Origin of the sequence: Candidatus Tisiphia endosymbiont of Nedyus quadrimaculatus, assembly GCF_964059235.1 — a bacterium.
In the GTDB taxonomy this organism is placed as follows: domain Bacteria; phylum Pseudomonadota; class Alphaproteobacteria; order Rickettsiales; family Rickettsiaceae; genus Tisiphia.
Genome location: NZ_OZ060452.1, coordinates 171,971 through 190,362, shown reverse-complemented (window position 1 = coordinate 190,362; position 18,392 = coordinate 171,971). Strand labels below are relative to the sequence as shown.

Annotated in this window: 19 protein-coding genes; 18 read left to right on the top strand and 1 reads right to left on the bottom strand. The window is 33.9% G+C overall.

Going from position 1 to position 18,392, the window contains the following annotated elements:
* Nucleotides 1-144 precede the first annotated feature (144 nt).
* The 18 genes from AB3211_RS00930 (at nucleotide 145) to fdxA (ending at nucleotide 17,573) form a co-directional block, all read left to right on the top strand.
* Entirely contained in the window at nucleotides 145-792 is a 648-nt protein-coding gene (locus tag AB3211_RS00930; RefSeq protein WP_367364364.1) for a heme exporter protein CcmB, read from the top strand.
* A gap of 107 nt (nucleotides 793-899) precedes the next feature.
* Nucleotides 900-1,331 (top strand): DUF2670 domain-containing protein, encoded by a 432-nt coding sequence (locus AB3211_RS00925; RefSeq protein WP_367364363.1) that lies wholly within the window; start codon nucleotides 900-902, stop codon nucleotides 1,329-1,331.
* 478 nt (nucleotides 1,332-1,809) lie between these two features.
* Nucleotides 1,810-2,337, top strand: coding sequence for a ubiquinol-cytochrome c reductase iron-sulfur subunit (gene petA, locus AB3211_RS00920; protein WP_367364362.1), 528 nt, complete (start codon nucleotides 1,810-1,812; stop codon nucleotides 2,335-2,337).
* A 6-nt stretch (nucleotides 2,338-2,343) separates the two neighbouring features.
* Complete coding sequence (locus tag AB3211_RS00915; protein WP_367364361.1) at nucleotides 2,344-3,540, top strand: cytochrome b; 1,197 nt, start codon at nucleotides 2,344-2,346, stop codon at nucleotides 3,538-3,540.
* A gap of 206 nt (nucleotides 3,541-3,746) precedes the next feature.
* On the top strand, nucleotides 3,747-4,499 hold the full coding sequence (locus AB3211_RS00910; protein ID WP_367364781.1) for a cytochrome c1: 753 nt from the start codon (nucleotides 3,747-3,749) through the stop codon (nucleotides 4,497-4,499).
* A gap of 174 nt (nucleotides 4,500-4,673) precedes the next feature.
* Nucleotides 4,674-5,111, top strand: a complete 438-nt coding sequence (locus tag AB3211_RS00905; protein WP_367364149.1) for a transposase — start codon at nucleotides 4,674-4,676, stop codon at nucleotides 5,109-5,111.
* Between the two features lie 65 nt (nucleotides 5,112-5,176).
* A complete protein-coding gene (locus AB3211_RS00900; RefSeq protein WP_367364360.1) occupies nucleotides 5,177-5,650 on the top strand; it encodes a hypothetical protein in 474 nt (157 codons plus the stop codon).
* A gap of 70 nt (nucleotides 5,651-5,720) precedes the next feature.
* The gene (locus tag AB3211_RS00895) at nucleotides 5,721-6,944 is read left to right on the top strand and encodes an IS256 family transposase (protein WP_367364274.1); all 1,224 of its coding nucleotides are present in this window, start codon (nucleotides 5,721-5,723) and stop codon (nucleotides 6,942-6,944) included.
* Nucleotides 6,944-7,903 (top strand): peptide chain release factor N(5)-glutamine methyltransferase, encoded by a 960-nt coding sequence (gene prmC, locus AB3211_RS00890; protein WP_367364359.1) that lies wholly within the window; start codon nucleotides 6,944-6,946, stop codon nucleotides 7,901-7,903. The genes AB3211_RS00895 and prmC overlap by 1 nt, the downstream gene beginning before the upstream one ends.
* Before the next feature lie 209 nt (nucleotides 7,904-8,112).
* A complete protein-coding gene (locus AB3211_RS00885; RefSeq protein WP_367364358.1) occupies nucleotides 8,113-8,574 on the top strand; it encodes a DNA polymerase III subunit chi in 462 nt (153 codons plus the stop codon).
* Nucleotides 8,575-8,862: 288 nt separating this feature from the next.
* The gene (locus tag AB3211_RS00880; protein ID WP_367364357.1) at nucleotides 8,863-9,738 is read left to right on the top strand and encodes a glycine--tRNA ligase subunit alpha; all 876 of its coding nucleotides are present in this window, start codon (nucleotides 8,863-8,865) and stop codon (nucleotides 9,736-9,738) included.
* Nucleotide 9,739: 1 nt separating this feature from the next.
* Nucleotides 9,740-11,938 (top strand): glycine--tRNA ligase subunit beta, encoded by a 2,199-nt coding sequence (glyS, locus tag AB3211_RS00875; RefSeq protein ID WP_367364356.1) that lies wholly within the window; start codon nucleotides 9,740-9,742, stop codon nucleotides 11,936-11,938.
* Entirely contained in the window at nucleotides 11,935-13,014 is a 1,080-nt protein-coding gene (locus AB3211_RS00870; protein ID WP_367364355.1) for an L-threonylcarbamoyladenylate synthase, read from the top strand. The genes glyS and AB3211_RS00870 overlap by 4 nt, the downstream gene beginning before the upstream one ends.
* Nucleotides 13,015-13,170: 156 nt before the next feature.
* A complete protein-coding gene (gene ftsY / locus AB3211_RS00865; RefSeq protein ID WP_341758539.1) occupies nucleotides 13,171-14,082 on the top strand; it encodes a signal recognition particle-docking protein FtsY in 912 nt (303 codons plus the stop codon).
* 276 nt (nucleotides 14,083-14,358) lie between these two features.
* Entirely contained in the window at nucleotides 14,359-15,741 is a 1,383-nt protein-coding gene (locus tag AB3211_RS00860) for a CCA tRNA nucleotidyltransferase (protein WP_367364354.1), read from the top strand.
* Nucleotides 15,725-16,570, top strand: a complete 846-nt coding sequence (locus tag AB3211_RS00855; RefSeq protein WP_367364353.1) for a metal ABC transporter substrate-binding protein — start codon at nucleotides 15,725-15,727, stop codon at nucleotides 16,568-16,570. The genes AB3211_RS00860 and AB3211_RS00855 overlap by 17 nt, the downstream gene beginning before the upstream one ends.
* Nucleotides 16,555-17,256, top strand: coding sequence for a heme ABC transporter permease (locus AB3211_RS00850; RefSeq protein WP_367364352.1), 702 nt, complete (start codon nucleotides 16,555-16,557; stop codon nucleotides 17,254-17,256). Before AB3211_RS00855 ends, AB3211_RS00850 begins: the two co-directional genes overlap by 16 nt.
* Entirely contained in the window at nucleotides 17,253-17,573 is a 321-nt protein-coding gene (gene fdxA / locus AB3211_RS00845) for a ferredoxin FdxA (RefSeq protein ID WP_367364351.1), read from the top strand. Before AB3211_RS00850 ends, fdxA begins: the two co-directional genes overlap by 4 nt.
* A gap of 17 nt (nucleotides 17,574-17,590) precedes the next feature.
* Here the strand turns inward: fdxA and AB3211_RS00840 are convergent, their stop codons facing one another.
* The gene (locus AB3211_RS00840) at nucleotides 17,591-18,340 is read right to left on the bottom strand and encodes a TlyA family RNA methyltransferase (protein WP_367364350.1); all 750 of its coding nucleotides are present in this window, start codon (nucleotides 18,338-18,340) and stop codon (nucleotides 17,591-17,593) included.
* Between the last annotated feature and the right edge of the window lie 52 nt (nucleotides 18,341-18,392).

Genomic DNA, 18,392 nt, shown 5'->3' with positions numbered 1-18,392 from the left:
TCTAAAAAATCGCCAAGAAGACTACTCAACCTTTTTAGATCCCTGCCTTCGCAGGGATGACATAAACGCCATGATGCCACCCCTAATGGCGATGATTACTTGAGCCTACTATTAATTTATTACATCAATACTTGAGGTTATAATATGTATAAACTAATACAGCTAATAAAATGGGAATACTTAATTCAAAATCGTATTAATAATCTTAGCAAATATCTATTTATATTTTTTTTATTTTGTATTTTCAGCACTGCTTTAATCAATGACCAAGCAGATATTAAGAAATTTGGGGTTATTTTTTCAGTAATTTTTTTACCAATAGCCCTAATTGGCTTCTCTAGTCTAATATTAAAGCAAGATGTGGAGGACGGAAGTTTAGAGCTACTATTATCCAGTTTCAGTGAGAATGAAATTGTTACATCTAAATTATTTGCTATATTTTTTAGTTCACTTACTAGCTCTTTATTAAATATCCCGATAATTTATATTATTTTCGATCTTGATCTAATAACAGTAACCTATCTTTTTATCACTCTAACTTTGCTATTAACTTTGTCTAGTAGCCTACTAGTTTTAATTGGATCTATTCAAAGCTATTTTAGGTCAAATACTAACCTGCTAGCAATATTAATCATGCCACTATTAGTACCCAACATAATACTTACCGGTCTTGTTTTACAAAATCTTGAGAATATAAGCCTAATTTTTGTTATGATTGGTATCAATATGCTTCTTTTACCAACCATATTTTATCTCTCATCATATTTAATTAAGAATATTTACAACATTTAATTTATATTATACACCATACTGACCCCTTCACTAATAAAAAAATTGTTATTTTTTTATTATTCATGTAATTTAGTCATAGTTTTTTAACCATTTTTTGGTAGTTATATATGTGGCAAGCTTTAAGAAGACTAATAGCAGCTAACCCTATGGGGATGTTTTTATGGAGTATCATAGCTAAATGGTACTTTATGATAGCAGTTACCTCTTTGATAGTATTATTTTGGGTAGCCAAGGGTCTTGAACAAATTGGATTTATAAAATATATGACCAATGCTACAACTGAAATTCTTTATACATCTAAATCAATTGCACAAAACTGTACTACAAAATTAGGTCCCAACTTTGAGAGCTTAACCAATTTTTGGAAATGTTTAGGAGACCCACCAAAATACGAGATTAAAGAAGAAGAAACAGGTGAAAAAGCTTTAGAGGATGGATTAAATAAGTTATTGCCTAAAGATAAGACAGTACCAGAAATGCTTCCATATCGCAATCCTTATGATTCTCCTAGAGATTCTACAGATAGTGATGGTAAATAAACCGATGGTAATTACCCCAATTCGGGATAAGAATTGACAAATTCTTATCCCGAATTGGCGTTAATTGAGAATAATCTAAGCAAAATTAGGGTAATACTTCACTGTTAATTGCTGAAGCTACCCTTGATTTTTTGTTATTTTTCCAGTAATCTATTATAAACTCAAGTATCGATGTAACAAATTAATACTAGGATCAGTATCATCTCCATTAGGGGTGATGTCATCCCATAACTGTTGAAAGTTAGTAAATACAGCTTCTTTATACGTCTATTAGCGAGAAGGCTGTAAGATGCAACGAAGCAATCCAGTAACATCATTTACCTATAGATTGCTTCGCTTACGCTCGCAATGACGCTGTGGTTTTAGATATTTTAGATCCTGCTACTAAAACAGAGATGACATTGAAGGTAGCGGGGCTATTAAACCGATGTCTTACATCGATATTTGAGATTATTATATTAAATATACTAGTCAGTTTATGTCAAATACTAATGATTATGATAAGGCAACTCGTAGAGATTTTATAACCTTAACTGCCAGCAGTATGGTTGTGGTTGGAGCTGCATGTGCTACTTGGCCTCTTGTTGATTCATTCAACCCTTCAGCGGATGTTCTTGCCCTATCTTCAATAGAAGTGGATTTATCTCACATACAACCAGGTCAAACTCTTACTGTTAAATGGCAAGGTAAACCGGTTTTTATTACTAACAGGACTCCTGAAAAAATTGCTGAAGCAAGAAATGTAAACCTTTCCGAGTTAATAGATCCCGAACTTGATCAAGTACGAGTTAAAGCTGGACATGATAAATGGTTAGTAACTATCGGCATTTGTACACATTTAGGTTGTGTACCACTTGCAAACCAGGGTGATTATGATGGTTGGTTTTGTCCATGCCACGGCTCTCAATACGACTCATCTGGTCGCATTCGTAAAGGACCAGCTCCTTTAAATTTGGCTGTCCCACCATATGAGTTTATTTCCGATACAAAAATTAAAATCGGATAGTTATTTATGAATGAAACTAATAATCCTAAAAAATCAAACCCCGTTATAGAATGGATAGACTATAGACTACCTGTTTTCTCGTTCCTTAAACATTTAGGCGAATACCAAACACCCAAAAATTTAAGTTACCTATGGAACTTAGGATCAATAGCTGGTATCGCTTTAGTAATTCAGATAATCACTGGCATTATTTTAGCTATGCATTACACTCCTCATGTCGATTACGCCTTTGAGAGTGTTGAAAAAATTATGCGTAATGTCAATTACGGCTGGTTAATACGTTATATACACTCAGTTGGAGCATCAATGTTTTTTGCTGCAGTTTATCTACATATCTGTAGAGGATTATATTATGGCTCGTACAAAAAACCTAGAGAGTTGTTGTGGCATATAGGCATAATAATTTTTCTTACTATGATGGCTACTGCTTTCATGGGATATGTACTACCTTGGGGACAAATGAGTTACTGGGGAGCAACTGTAATCACCAATTTATTTTCAGCTATACCTATTATTGGCAAATCGATAGTTACTTGGCTTTGGGGAGGATTTTCAGTTGATAACCCTACACTTAACAGATTTTTTGCTTTACATTATTTATTGCCGTTTATTATAGTAGCTTTAGTACTACTCCATTTAGTAGCACTACATATTCATGGATCAAATAACCCCAAAGGGATCGATGTTAAGTCATCTAAAGATACTATTCCTTTTCACCCGTATTATACGGTAAAAGACTTCGTTGGATTCGGTGTCTACTTTTTAATATTTGCCTTTTTTGTCTTTTACCAACCAAATTATCTAGGGCATCCTGACAATTACATACCAGCTAATCCTTTGGTTACTCCAGCTCATATAGTTCCCGAATGGTATTTTCTGCCATTTTATGCCATTTTACGTGCAGTACCGTCAAAGCTAGGTGGCGTAATATTAATGTTCTCTAGTATTTTGTTATTATTTGTTTTACCTTGGCTTGATAGTTCAAAAGTTAGGAGTAGCAATTATAGACCAATGTTCCGTATAGCTTTTTGGCTGTTCATATTTGACTGCTTGACACTTGGGTATCTTGGAGGACAACCAGCAGAAGAACCTTACATTACCTTAAGCCGGTTTGCTGCTACTTATTATTTTTTTCATTTTTTAATTGCAGTACCCCTAATTAGCAAATATGAAAAAACTCTGCCATTACCGGATTCTATATGAAAGACAACAAAATTATACAGGGACATTTGAACTTCAGCTTTATAGCAAAAAAGATGTCATCCCTAGCTAAAGGCTTTGCCCGTGTAGATCAAGGGCTATCATTCTTAGCAACGGCGGAATCTATGATATTTAAACCGATGTCATCCCTACGAAAGCAGGGATCTATTATACTTAATGGCCTTTCTTTTCTGTCATGGAGAAACTCTATTATTTGTCTATTCATATTATTACTATCAAACATCTCTATCGCAAACGAAGCACTACCTGCAAAAAAGATTGCTTGGCCATTTGATGGAGTTTTTGCAACTGTTGACAGGAAAGCTGCACAGCGTGGATTCCAAGTATATAAAGAAGTATGCAGTAGCTGTCATGGTCTTTATAATTTATATTATCGTAATCTTAAAGATCTAGGATTTTTAGATGAAGAAATTAAAGAAATAGCCAAAAATTATACTGTACAAGATGGTCCAAATGATGCAGGAGAAATGTTTGAAAGACCTGCTCTACCCTCCGATCCATTTGTTCGTCCCTACCCTAATGAACAAGCAGCAAGAGCTGCCAACAATGGAGCAGATCCGCCTGATTTATCGTTGATTATCAAAGCAAGACCTGATGGAGCAAATTATTTATATTCTATACTTACTGGTTATAGTGATCCTCCTGAAAATTTTAAACTAATGCCAGGATTAAATTACAACCCATATTTTCCACATAGTCAGATTGCCATGCCAGCTCCCTTGTCAGATGGACAAGTAAAGTATATAGACGGAACAAACTCATCAGTCGAACAAATGGCTATGGATGTTACGACATTTTTACAATGGGCTGCTGAACCTGAAATGGAAAACCGTAAATCCATGGGTTTGAAAGTGATGATGTTCTTAGTAATTTTTATAATTTTCTTCTATATCTCTAAAAATAGAATTTGGAAGAATCTAGAAACAGAAGAGTATAAATAACAAATCTTTAGAAGTAATTTACTTTTTAGTGTAATACCATTTCCCATTATTAACTAGTCTCCCCGTCAGAAGTCTAGAGATATAATATCTAATATGTTTAGCGAGTAAAAAAATATAGAGAATCCATAAGAAAATGCTATAATATGGGCATAAACCTTATGGATTAGTTGATTTATGCCGATGGAAAATATAGAGAAATCACAAAGACAAGGACAACTTTTTGGTTATAAATTGACCGAGGAATTAAACCCTAATAATAAGTTATATAAATTAAGATCGTTAATAAATTGGTCTAGTTTAGAGGAGTGGTTGTTGGCGAATGTTGATATCAAGAAATTTGGTAGGAATCGCAGATGTCACCGTCTGTTACTTGGAGTGACTATGCTGCAAGCGATGTATAACCTGTCAGATGCAGCTTCTGAGGAAGAGCTAAGAGAGAACGTATATTGGCAGTATTTTTGTGGTTGGGAATATTTGCAGAAAGATGCTGAGATATCAGAATCTAGTATCCGGCGGTTTCGTGCTATATTAGAAGAAGATGGCTATAATGAGATATTAAAGGAGCTGATAAGAATCGGCTGCAAAGCTGGTGTAGTAAAAAAAAAGACTTAGCATCGATAATCATTGATACTACTGTACAAATTAAGAATATTAAGTATCCACATGATGTATATTTGATGGATAAGGCAAGAATAGAGCTAGTAAAGTTATGTCATGCCTTAGGCATCAAGTTAAATGAAACATATGCCAAGCAATATAAAAAAGACATATTAAAATTATGGAAATATAAAGATAATAGTAAAGCCAAAAAGCGTAAGAAAATAATGAAGCATTTAAAAGTGTTGTTGGGTCGTTTAGTTAGGATATGTCAGCGAGAAATAGCTAAAGCAAAATTAAGTTTATCGGCAAACCAACAAGAAATACTAAATAAGATAAAGAAGATACAGGTGCAATCTATACTGAGTAAAGCAGAAAAAGAACAATATAAAGAAGATAATAAAATATTATATAGTTTTCATGCCCCGGAGGTAGAGTGTATTGGTAAAGGGAAATTAAACAAGCCATACGAGTTTGGGAGAACATTCGCTGAACTGTGTCAGTATAGAATATCATACTTTAAAATTCAACCTATCAGGGAAGAAAATATCTAGGCTCTGTCCAAAAAACTGTGTAAATTTCGAAATAGGTTATATATAAAAGTATAACAAAAAAGGAAATTACATGAATAAAAAAACTAATGAATCAATAAAGCAAGCAGTAGATTTATTAATAGATAATGATACAGATGTAAGTACAATACTGAAAGAAGGAGGTTTATTAAAAGAATTGACCAAACGTTTAATAGAGAAGGCACTGCAGTCAGAAATGAATAATCATCTAGGCTATGATAAATACAGTCGTGCAGATAATGATAATGCTCGTAATGGTATAACTAGCAAAAAACTGATCTCCGAACATGGAGCTGTAGAAATAGAAGTACCAAGGGATAGGCATAATACCTTTGAACCCGCAATACTACCAAAACGCCAGAAACGTTTTGATGGTTTTGACGATAAAGTACTATCATTATATGCTAAAGGCATGAGTATATCTGATATTAAGATTCAGTTACAGGAGTTATACAGTGTTGAAATAAGTGAAGGCTTAATCAGCCAAATTACTGATGATGTAATGGATGAGGTTAAAGCTTGGCAGAGTCGACCATTAGAAGAGATATATCCGATAGTATTTTTTGATTGTTTAGTAGTAAAAGTCAGGCAAGATAAAAGGATAATCAATAAGGCAGTATATGTTGCATTAGGAATTGATTTATCTGGTAAAAAAGATATATTGGGATTATGGATCAGTGAAAATGAAGGGGCAAAATTTTGGCTCGGTAATTTTACCGAAATGAAAAATAGAGGGCTAAAAGATATACTGATTGCCTGTAGCGATAATCTTACTGATATGTCTGAGGCAATAGAAGCAGTTTATCCAAAAACAGAACATCAATTGTGTATTGTACATCAGATTAGAAATAGTTTAAAATATGTGTCGTATAAAGATAGGAAGCAACTGTCTAGCGATTTAAAGCCGATATATACTGCAGTAACGGAAGAACAAGCCCATTTAGCTTTAGTATCTTTTGAAGAAAAATGGAATAAACAATATCCACAAATTGCCAAATCATGGTATAATAATTGGGACAATCTAATGATTTTTCTAGGGTATCCTGAGTCAATTAGAAAGGTAATTTATACAACTAATTCAGTTGAATCTGTCAATAGTCAATTGCGTAAAGTAACAAATAATAAGCGGGTTTTTCCTAATGATAATGCTGTTTTTAAAAGTTTATATTTGACAATTGACTATATGACCAAAAAATGGACTATGCCCATTCCAAACTGGAATGAAGCTATGGCTCATTTGATGATTAAATTTGAGGATAGGCTTAACAAAATTTAATGACCTATTTTTTCGAATTTACACAGTTTTTTGGACAGAGCCTAATTTATGCTAGTAGCAAATTACAAACAGTAGGTATTAAATCAGCAAACCTAGAATCACGCATACTGATGCAGCATGTAACTGGTAAATCTATTGAATATTTATTAGCAAGATCAGAAGAAGGATTGACCGAGCTAGAACAAATTATTTTTAAAAATTTAATTAATAGACGCATATTATTAGAACCAATAGCCTACATTATAGGGTATAAAGAGTTTTATGGTTACCAATTTATCATAGATAATAAAGTGCTTATTCCTAGGCAAGATACTGAGGTACTTGTAGATGCGATTTTAAAGGATGTTATAACTGATCCGATTAGCATTCCTAGTCATTATTCGAGCTGCGACGGGAATCTAGATAGCTGCATTCGCAGGGATGCCATCAAGGAAGAGCTAACAATATTGGAACTTGGCACAGGTAGTGGTTGTATAGCTTTGAGTTTGTTACTGGAAATGCCAAATAGCAATGTAACTGCGACTGATATAAGTAACGAAGCGATTGCTATAGCTTGTCAAAATGCTATAAAACATAAAGTTTCTGATAGATTTAAAATAATTAATAGTAACTGGTTTGAAAATTTGGAAAAGCAAAAATTTGATATTATCGTAAGTAATCCACCATATATTTCTTTTGATGATACTGTTTATATGTCTCCTGAGACTTTAAAATATGAACCCCATTTAGCCTTATTTGCCGAAGATAATGGATTAGCTTCATATTACATAATCGCTAAAGAAGCCAAGGGATTTTTAAAACAAAATGGTAAATTATTCTTAGAGATTGGTTTTAATCAATTGGCAGCTGTTACAGAAATTTTTGTTAGTTATGGTTATACGGTTAAGCAAGTTTATAAGGATTTGGAAGGTAGAGATAGAGGTCTTTTAATAGATATGGCTAACCCGGGAAATGTTTGAGGTATAGGAATGATAGAATCGATGTTCATATATGGACGAGTAGGAGTGACCTGTACTATGTCATCCCTGCTTCGGTGCGGGATCTAAAGAAATAGACAGGAAGGGTATTTTAGATATTCTAGATCCCGCACCAAAGCAGGGATGACAATATTGTGAGTAGCTACAACTGTAGTATTAATTAGATAAGTTTTAAATTTAAGAGAATTATCATGCAACAATTTAGTCTTTACCATACTGCTGAAGGATTACTATATAAGACAACCTGCCTTTTAGTAGAAAAATCTTATCATAGTAATTTAAGGATTGTAGTTTTAGCTCCGGATCTTGAGGTACAAGAAGCACTAAACAAGATGATATGGACATATTCTAGGAAACAGTTTATTCCGCATGGCAGTAAACTTGATCCATTACCAGAAAAACAACCAGTTTATATTACTCATCAGTTAGAGAATCCTAATCAAGCTACCATCCTAATAATCATTGCCCCATTTGATATACAAGAAATTCTTAATAACAAACATTATATCGCACATTTTCAGAGAATAATTATAATATACGATGCTTTAGATAATTTAAGTTTAGTAATTAAAACAATAAATGAACTAACTATTGCAACACCGATAATTGATTGTTATAAACAGAGTCCAGTAGGAACATGGAGTAAGATTTAGGTATACTCAGGTAGAACTTCAAGAATTGGCGTTGTCGTCTTCAGGGCACAACTGTTGAAAGTTAAAAAATTGTCATTGCGAGGAGACCGTAGGTCGACGAAGCAATCCAGTAACATCATTTATCTATAGATTGTTTCCTAGATTGCTTCGCTTACGCTCGCAATGACGCTATGGTATAGGTATTTGTAAATTTTCAACAGTTGTGGGGTGACATCGAAGGTGCAGGAAGTTCTCTAATTGTAAAATAGGGAGTGTTCGTCTAAAAAATAAACAAACAAATTTACCAATATGCAAAAATTATCATTTCAGCAAATTATATTAACCTTGCAGAATTACTGGGCATCATATGGTTGTGCGATTTTACAACCATATGATTCGCATGTTGGAGCTGGTACTTTTCATCCTGCCACTGTATTACGAAGTCTTGGCAAAAAACCTTGGTTTGTAGCTTATGTTCAGCCATCTAGGCGTCCTAATGATAGTAGATACGCTCAACATCCCAATAGAATGCAACATTATTATCAATTCCAAGTTATATTAAAACCATCTCCTGATGATATACAAGAGCTATATTTAAAGAGTCTCGAATGTCTTGGTATAGATTTGCAGAAACATGATATTAGGTTTGTTGAAGATGATTGGGAATCTCCTACTCTTGGAGCAGCTGGACTTGGTTGGGAAGTATGGTGTGATGGTATGGAAGTATCGCAATTTACTTATATGCAACAAATTGGTGGTATTGAATGTCGCCCGGTTGCTGGTGAAATTACCTATGGTTTAGAACGTCTAGCACTTTATATACAAGGGATCGATGAGGTCAAAAGTCTTGACTGGAATGGGCAGGTTGGAGAAAAGGCTTTAACCTATGGTGAAGTAGATTTTGCCGCTGAAAAACAATTTTCAAAGTTTAATTTAGAATTGGCTGACATAGCAATATTATCTCAACATTTTATTGATAGTGAAAAACAATGTAATGATTTGATTGCTGCAGATTTACCGTTGCCAGCTTATGATTATTGTATTCAAGCTAGCCATCTTTTTAACCTGTTAAATGCTCGGGGGGTGATTAGCGTAACAGAGAGAGCATCTTACATACTCAGGGTACGAAATTTGGCAAAGCTATGCTGTAATAAGTGGTTAGAATTAGAAGAGAAGAAGAGTTAATATGAGTGAGTTATTGTTAGAATTGTTTAGTGAAGAAATACCAGCTTTGATGCAGAAAAATGCAGCGGAAAGCTATAAAACCATATTTACTACAATCTTGCAAGATAGTAGGCTAGTAGGGGATGTTCAGGTATTTATTGGACCTAGGCGAATTGCCGTATATATTACCAATTTACCGAAATCTATACCGCCAAAAGAAATTACCATAAGAGGACCAAAAGTTTCAGCTACATCGCAGGCTATAGAAGGGTTTTGTCGCTCAAATAATATTGAGCAAAAAAAATTATCTACACTATTAGTGCAAGGGCAATTATATTATATAATAGTAAAAAATACTAAAGAAACCGATATACGAGTGCTATTGGAAGATATGATTCCTAAAGCAATTAGTAAGTATATTTGGCCAAAATCTATGTATTGGGGGAACTATGATATAAGCTGGATTAGACCTCTTAGGAATATTTTATGTATATTTGATGGAGAAATACTAGCAATTAAATATGGCCATTTGACGGCTAATAATATTACCTTTGGGCATAGATTTATCAGTCCTGAATCGATTACTATAGACAGTTTTTCTGAGTACCAGATTAAGCTGCGGGAAAGTAATGTCATTATTGATCAAGATGGTCGCAAGGAGATAATTAAAAGCCAATTATTAATAATAGCCAAATCACTTAATTTAGTGATAAAAGAGGATGAGAAATTATTAGAAGAAGTAACAGGATTAGTAGAATTGCCAGTTGTTATGGTGGGTAAAATACCATCTCACTTTTTGAAGTTACCTAGAGAGGTGCTGGTTAGCTCAATGCGCAACCATCAAAAATATTTTAGTACTTTTGATGAGATTGGTAATTTTGCCCCTTATTTTCTTTTCGTCAGTAATATGCCTCATGATAAGGATATTATTGTAGCTGGCAACGAGAAAGTATTATCTGCTAGACTCTCTGATGCCTTGTATTTTTATCAGCAGGATTTATCTAATAGTTTACAATCAAAATTGCCAAAACTTGAAAGGATAACATTTCATGCCAAGCTTGGTAATGTAAAACAAAAAACTGAAAGGGTTGCTGATATTTGTAATTATATCATATACTCAAATGATTTGGAGAATTGGAACGTAAAACAAGGGGTGAGCGAACGGAACGTACATGAAGTACGTGAGTACGCGAATGCCCCGCAGTTTTGCGAAACCAATTCTTCAAAGCAGAAGAGTATACCAAGAAATCAGAATTTACAAATAGCCGCTAGACTTTGTAAAAGTGATCTCACTAGCGAAATGGTTGGAGAATTTCCTGAGCTGCAAGGAATTATGGGATATTATTATGCTAAAGAAGATCGGCTAGGGGAGGAAATCGCAGCGGCAATCAGGGATCATTATAAACCACAAGGTCCATCGGATAGTTTGCCAGTAGGAGATGCAGCAATATTGGCTATTGCTGATAAATTGGATAGTTTAGTAGGTTTGGTATTAATAGGAGAAGAGCCAAGTGGTTCAAGAGACCCTTACTCACTCAGGCGGCAAGCACTAGGTATTATTAGGATAATTTTAGGTAATAGACTGAGTATAAATATTAAGCAATTAGTGGCTTATGTAGTTCACTTATATCAAACTATGTTTGAAGACATTGTATCGCACCGTCATTTCCTCCCACCCCCTAGTAAGGCAAGCGGGGATGATAGTGGGCTAAATAAAACTAGGCAGATAATTCTAGATTTTTTAGAAGAAAGAGCAAAATATTATTTAAAAAATCACTATGATATATCGTTAATTAATGCTGTGCTTGATTTTGATATTGAAGAAGACCTAGTTGTTAGTGAAATAAAGCTTGCCTCCTTACAGGAGTTTCTGACTAAGGATGATGGTGAGAATTTATTAACTATTTACAAAAGAGCAAACAATATACTAGAAGGTAGTAATATAGAAGGAGAGGTTAACCAAGATGCTTTTATTTCCAAATATGAACAAGAATTATTTTTATCATTAGGAGTTATTTCTCAGCAAATTGATAGTTATATTGTAGAAAAAGATTTTACTAAGACTCTTAGCCTATTACTAGAGATATTAAAACCTGTCAATGAGTTTTTTGATAATGTTTTGGTCAAAGATCAAGATTATAACATTGCCAATAATCGTTTATTGTTGCTCAGAATGGTTACGCAATTATTTGATAAATTAGCAAAATTTAGTTTCTTATGACTGATACATTAAAGCAGGCTGTCAAATTCGTAAAACTTGGTAATGTGGTAGCTTTTCCAACAGAAACAGTATATGGACTTGGTGCAGATGCTAGTAACGAACAAGCTTGTCAAAAGATTTTTAAAATAAAAAAGCGTCCAAGTATAAATCCTCTGATTGTCCACGTGGCAACTATGAGGCAAGCTAAAACTATAGGGGAATTTAATGCAGATGCTCTTAAGTTAAGTAATGTCTTTTGGCCAGGACCTTTATCTATTGTTGTACCATTAAAAAGCGGTGCAAATATAGCGGGGTCAGTATTAGCGGGACTGACAACGGTTGCACTCCGTATACCATCACATAATATTGCTTTAGAGCTAATAAGAAAATCTGGCACGGCTATAGCAGCACCTAGTGCTAACCCATCAGGTTATATTAGTAGCACGGCTTTGGAACATGTAAAAGAACATTTTTTAGATGAGAAAGATGTTTTTATTTTAGGTGATAATTTGAACTTAGATATAGTCAATTCAATAGCAAAAAAGATGTCATTCCCGCTTGGTGCAGAATCTATGATACTTAATAGCCTTCGATGTCATCCTTGCGTAAGCGAGGATCTAGATTCCCGCCGCAGCTCGAATGACGATTATATCTGTCAGTATGGTATAGAATCAACCATAGTGGATAGTACTACTAATAACTTAACTATTTTGCGAGATGGTTTTATCACGCTGGAAGCGTTAGAGAAGGTTCTTGGTAAGAAACTAGGTAAAACATCTAGCTTGATGCAAATTAAAGCTCCAGGTATGATGAATAAACACTACTCTCCAAAAGCTAGAATAAGGCTGAATGCAGATAGTTTAGAAGCTAATGAGGTAGGGCTTAATTTTGCTAATAGTAAGCTTGAGGGCAAATTATCGCTTAACTTAAGTTTAACTGGTGATTTAATTGAAGCAGCTAGTAACCTATTTGCCAACCTTAGAATATTGGACAATTATGCGGAATTAAATGGATTAGCAATTGCTGTTGCTCCCATTCCGGAAGTTGCTATCGGAGTTGCGATCAATGATAGGCTTAAAAGGGCTGCAATAAAATGATATACTCGATGAAAATCAAGAATTGCGTTGTCGTCTTCAGGGATCTTCGGTGCTCACGTACTATATGTACGCTCCGCACCTCGACCCTTCGACTCCTAGCACTTCATGATTTTGATCTTCGTCTATCAACTCTTCATTTACGAGCAGTATATCTATATGACTTCTATATTTACTAAATTAAAACAGGCATTAATCAATAGTTCGGATAAAATATCTTCGGGCATTGATCAAATATTTTATAAGAAAAAGCTAGATGAGCAAACTTTAAATGAGCTAGAAGAGTTGTTAATATCTTCAGATATAACTCCATCTGTTGCGATAGAACTTGTCAGTAAACTAAGATCTATCAAATTTGACAAAGAAGTGAGTAGCTTGGTAATCAAAGAAAAACTTGCCGATATTATTGGGCAATTATTGATAAAAACTAGCAAGCCTTTTGAATTGTATGATAAAAAGCTTAATGTAATCCTAGTTTGTGGTGTTAATGGTTCAGGTAAAACTACTACGATAGGAAAGCTTGCCGCCATTTATAGTGGGCAAGGTAAAAAAGTGGCTATTGCAGCTTGTGATACATTTAGAGCTGCGGCTGTTAGCCAATTATCTAGTTGGGCTGATAGAAGTGGAGCTATGTTTATTACAGGAGAAGAATCAGCTGATCCTGCTAGTGTTGCTTACACTTCTATGCAGTCCTCAATAAAAAACGATGTGGATATATTATTTATTGATACAGCTGGCAGGTTACATAACCAAAAAAATCTGATGGAAGAGCTTGGAAAAATTGTTCGGGTTATCAAGAAGATTGATGATACAGCACCTCACCATAGTATATTGGTAATTGATGCTACTACTGGGCAGAATGTATATAACCAAGTCGAACAATTTTCGGCTATTGCTAACATAAAAGGTCTTATAGTTACTAAATTAGATGGTACAGCAAAAGCTGGCGTAATAGTTGGTGTTGTACAGCAATTCACCTTACCGGTATATTTTATAGGGATAGGAGAGAAAATAGATGATTTAAAATCGTTTGATCCGGTTTTATTTGCCAGTAGTTTAGTAGGAAATTAACTATTAAATATAGACAGGGTAATTTAAAAGTCACAATTAATAGTTGTTATAGATATAAATTTAACCACCACCGATGTCATTCTTAGCAACGGCGGGAATCTAAAAAAATAAGCCTGAAAGACTATTAAGTATTATGGATTCCCGCTTACGCGGGAATGACATCTTCTCGGCTTCTTTTCATGACTTTTAAACTGTCCTGAATTATATAACTCAATAAAAACTTGATTATCTAGTGTAAGGTCTAATAATGTTTCTCAAAAATAAGGTGTTTCTATAATGCACGTTGTAACAAAAGAATTATCTATCCAATCACGCTATTACAAAGAAATTTTGTCAATACTGAAACTAAATGGAGGGGTGGCTAGAATTGTTGGGGGGGCTGTTCGGGATGCTATTCTTAATGTTGTCAACTACGACATTGATATAGCAACAAATTTATTACCAAAACAAGTAACAGATATTTTATCAAAAGCCAACATTACGGTCATACCAACTGGCATAAAACATGGTACAGTTACGGCTTTAGTAAAGAATGAAAAATTTGAGATTACTACACTTAGAAAAGATATAAAATGTGATGGTAGGAGTGCAGAAGTTATCTTTACTGATGATTTTATGGAGGATGCTGCTAGAAGAGATTTTACTATTAATGCCCTCAGTTATTGCCCATTTGAACATAAAATTTATGATTATTTTGGTGGCATAGATGATTTACGACAATCGAAAGTAATATTTATAGGACAGGCATTTGAACGAATCCAAGAAGATTTTTTGCGTATTTTACGGTTTTTTCGTTTTTCCTGCTATTATGCCGCACAGCTGGATCTAGATGGGCTAAATGCTTGTATTAAATTGCAAGAAAATTTAAAATTACTATCAAAAGAACGGATAAAATGGGAAATGGACAAATTGATTATCTCAGATAATAGTCCTGATATTTTGCAGCAAATGTTTGATAATGGTATATTGCAAATAATATTGCCAGTTAGCCAGTTTGATAAAAAATATTTGTCAGAAGCAATTAGCTTTGGTTCTTTTGAACAGGGTGACATATACGATGGAACGATGTCATTCCTGCGGAAGCAGGAATCTAAAGAAACAGACAGGAAGGGTGCTTTAGATATTCTAGATTTCCGCCGCAGCTCGGATGACATAATGGTGAGTAGGGATGACAGAAAGGGAAGCAGGGATGACATCGAAGAAGTTCAAATGCCCCTGTCTCTTGCAATTTACACTAGGTATTCACTTTTATTTTATCACATAAAGAACTTATCACTAAGTAATTTACTAAATTTAAAATTTTCCCGGCAAATCGCCCTAAAAATCACTACTATACTTAAAGTTATTAATAGAGAAATAAACGAATTTGTATTAAGAGAAATTTGGTGGAAAAATGATGATTATTTGCAGTATATAAGTGTTCTAGTATCATTAGGCAAAGTAGATAGAACGGTAGCCAAGAAATTTCTAGATAGATATAGCTCTAAAGCCCGTCCAATATTTCCTATAAAGGGTCATGACTTGCAAAAATTAAATATTCATGGTAAAGCTATTGGCATATTGCTGGACAAATTAAAAAAAGATTGGATAGAAAGTGATTTTACACTTAATAAGAATCAATTACTTAAATTATTGGAAAATAATGAAAATTACTATTAGTGCTAGCATTTTTATTGCTATGATGATGATATTGTTTAATTATGCAGCTTTTGCCAGTGGTAAAGTGAAAATTGTTACTAGTATAACTCCGCTAGCAGCTATTATAGCTATGCTAGTTAAAGATCAAGCAGAGATTGTAGCTATTGCTAATAATGATGATTGTCCGCACCATTATAATTTAAAACCTAGTGACCTTAAAAAAGTCAAAGATGCAGATATTGTATTTTATATAGATGAGCAATTTGATGGTTTTGCTGGGAAGCTAATGAATGGTCATAGTAAAAATGTTATTAAAATTAGTAATTTTACGGGGCTAAAAATTATTAGTAATGACTCATATAGTAATTGGCATATTTGGCTTGATTTAGATAATGTAAAAGTAGCGTTAGAACAATTATCTAAGATATTAGCGGAACGATTTCCTGAGATTAGTTCAGATATTTACCAAAATCTTGATAAGGCAAAAAAACAAATAGAGAGACTTACGAAAATCAAAAATGAAAAATTAAGACCTTTGACAGATGTTATTTTACTTAGTGATAGTCTAGAATATTTTTTTGATAATAGCCAAAAAAGCGTTGCAAAATTATATAATTCTGATCAAAAAAGCCTTAAATATATCAGTAATCTTGAGCATTTATTAGCTATGTCCAATAGTAAATGTTTATTATTAAGTCTCGAGCAAGATGTTCGAATTTATAAAAATTTTAAAGCAGAGATAGTAGAAGTTGAAAGCGAGAATTGGAGAATAACTGACATTAACGATGATTTATACTATAATCAATATTTAAAAATAATTAACCAAGTAGCTAAATGTTTAAATTACTAAATCCTTATTTTTTTAGTAAGTTAATACAAACCATGATACCATTATTGCTAGTTTCCATGTTGATATTAATGGGGCTGGGGTTATACCAAGCTTTGATAGTCTCACCACAAGATTACCAGCAAGGTGAGATGGTCAGGATTATGTATATTCATGTGCCAGCTTCTTGGATGGCACTAGGGATTTATACATTTATGGCTATTTGTAGCTTGTGTAATCTAGTGTGGAAGACTAAAATGTCTTTCTTAATGGCGGTGGCCAGTAGCCCTATTGGTGCAGTTTTTTGCCTGATTAGTATGGTTACAGGTTCGTTATGGGGAAAGCCTATTTGGGGGACTTGGTGGGTTTGGGATGCTAGACTTACCTCAATGTTAGTATTATTCTTACTATATTTAAGTTATATAGTAGTTGTTAATAGTGGTGATAATATAAGGCGTGCTGAAAGACCAGCTTCAGTGATTGCCTTGATTGGTTTTATCAATATCCCCATAGTAAAATTTTCGGTAAATATTTGGTATAGTTTGCACCAACCAGCAAGTGTTTTACGGCTAGGTAGCCCGACAATTCATAATTCTATGTTATTGCCCTTAGTGCTAATGTTTATAAGTAGTATACTATATTTTCTATTAGTTTTAGGTTTGAGATCTTGTGTTTTAATAGCCAAATTCAAGGAATATGATAATTCATGACTTATGTTGTTACCGATGAGTGCATAAAATGTAAATATACCGATTGTGTAGAAGTGTGTCCTGTCGATTGTTTCTATGAAGGGGAGTTAATGTTGGTGATTAATCCCGATGAATGTATTGATTGTGGAGTATGCGAGCTTGAGTGTCCGGTTAAAGCTATTAAGCCGGAGTCAGAACAGCTGATTGATTGGATAGAGAGAGCTAAATTTTTCTCAAGCATTTGGTCGAATATTACTATTAAAAAACCAGCTCTACCGGATGCAGATAAATATCAAGACGAGGAAAATAAGTTTGAAAAATATATGGGAGGGATCTAATTTTTTGAATCAATTAATTATAGTTTTTTGTTACGCTGTCCATAAATTAAAAACTCCTGATTGCCTTTTGCCCCTAAAATAGGGCTGGGTATTATCCCGTATATATTAAAGTTATGGTTTGATTCTAGCCATTGTTGAATATGGTCACATACTCTTTGGTGTAAGAATTGGCTTCTGACAATTCCACCGCTCCCGACTTCATCCCTTGCTACTTCGAATTGCGGTTTAATTAGGGCAACTAGACTACAATTATCTTTTGCTAGACCAAATGAAGTGGGTAATATAGTGGTAAGACTAATGAAGCTGGCATCACAAACGATAAGGTCTAGTGGTAAGCTAATTTGCTCAACTGTTAGATAGCGGGCGTTAGTTCTTTCAATTACTGAAATTTTAGGATTATTACGCAATTTATAATGTAGTTCACCATATCCTACATCTACTGCAAAAATCTTTTTGGCATTTCTACGGAGTAAAACCTCAGTAAAACCACCAGTGCTAGAGCCTATATCTAGACAAACTAAATCTTGTGGATCAATATTGAAATAGTCTAGAGCAGCAATTAATTTCAAAGCACCTCGTGATACATAATCATGTACTGGGTGTTTTATAATAATATCAGGAGTATCAGGCAATATTCCTGTACCTGGTTTGGTATTTTGGTACTGGTTGATATATACTTTGCCTTGCACTATTAAGCTTCGTGCTATGTTAATATCATCAACTAATTTGGATTCTACTAGATACTGGTCAAGTCTTATTTTTTTCATAAATCTTCATAGTAACTTAAACCTGAGTTCGATGTAACAGGCTTGATGTCAT

Excerpts from the sequence above, each read along its gene's own strand:
- AB3211_RS00930 (WP_367364364.1), top strand. The coding sequence starts at position 145 with ATGTATAAACTAATACAGCTAATAAAATGGGAATACTTAATTCAAAAT.
- AB3211_RS00925 (WP_367364363.1), top strand. The coding sequence starts at position 900 with ATGTGGCAAGCTTTAAGAAGACTAATAGCAGCTAACCCTATGGGGATG.
- petA (WP_367364362.1), top strand. The coding sequence starts at position 1,810 with ATGTCAAATACTAATGATTATGATAAGGCAACTCGTAGAGATTTTATA.
- AB3211_RS00915 (WP_367364361.1), top strand. The coding sequence starts at position 2,344 with ATGAATGAAACTAATAATCCTAAAAAATCAAACCCCGTTATAGAATGG.
- AB3211_RS00905 (WP_367364149.1), top strand. The coding sequence starts at position 4,674 with ATGCCGATGGAAAATATAGAGAAATCACAAAGACAAGGACAACTTTTT.
- AB3211_RS00900 (WP_367364360.1), top strand. The coding sequence starts at position 5,177 with ATGGATAAGGCAAGAATAGAGCTAGTAAAGTTATGTCATGCCTTAGGC.
- AB3211_RS00895 (WP_367364274.1), top strand. The coding sequence starts at position 5,721 with ATGAATAAAAAAACTAATGAATCAATAAAGCAAGCAGTAGATTTATTA.
- prmC (WP_367364359.1), top strand. The coding sequence starts at position 6,944 with ATGACCTATTTTTTCGAATTTACACAGTTTTTTGGACAGAGCCTAATT.
- AB3211_RS00885 (WP_367364358.1), top strand. The coding sequence starts at position 8,113 with ATGCAACAATTTAGTCTTTACCATACTGCTGAAGGATTACTATATAAG.
- AB3211_RS00880 (WP_367364357.1), top strand. The coding sequence starts at position 8,863 with ATGCAAAAATTATCATTTCAGCAAATTATATTAACCTTGCAGAATTAC.
- glyS (WP_367364356.1), top strand. The coding sequence starts at position 9,740 with ATGAGTGAGTTATTGTTAGAATTGTTTAGTGAAGAAATACCAGCTTTG.
- AB3211_RS00870 (WP_367364355.1), top strand. The coding sequence starts at position 11,935 with ATGACTGATACATTAAAGCAGGCTGTCAAATTCGTAAAACTTGGTAAT.
- ftsY (WP_341758539.1), top strand. The coding sequence starts at position 13,171 with ATGACTTCTATATTTACTAAATTAAAACAGGCATTAATCAATAGTTCG.
- AB3211_RS00860 (WP_367364354.1), top strand. The coding sequence starts at position 14,359 with ATGCACGTTGTAACAAAAGAATTATCTATCCAATCACGCTATTACAAA.
- AB3211_RS00855 (WP_367364353.1), top strand. The coding sequence starts at position 15,725 with ATGAAAATTACTATTAGTGCTAGCATTTTTATTGCTATGATGATGATA.
- AB3211_RS00850 (WP_367364352.1), top strand. The coding sequence starts at position 16,555 with ATGTTTAAATTACTAAATCCTTATTTTTTTAGTAAGTTAATACAAACC.
- fdxA (WP_367364351.1), top strand. The coding sequence starts at position 17,253 with ATGACTTATGTTGTTACCGATGAGTGCATAAAATGTAAATATACCGAT.
- AB3211_RS00840 (WP_367364350.1), bottom strand. The coding sequence starts at position 18,340 with ATGAAAAAAATAAGACTTGACCAGTATCTAGTAGAATCCAAATTAGTT.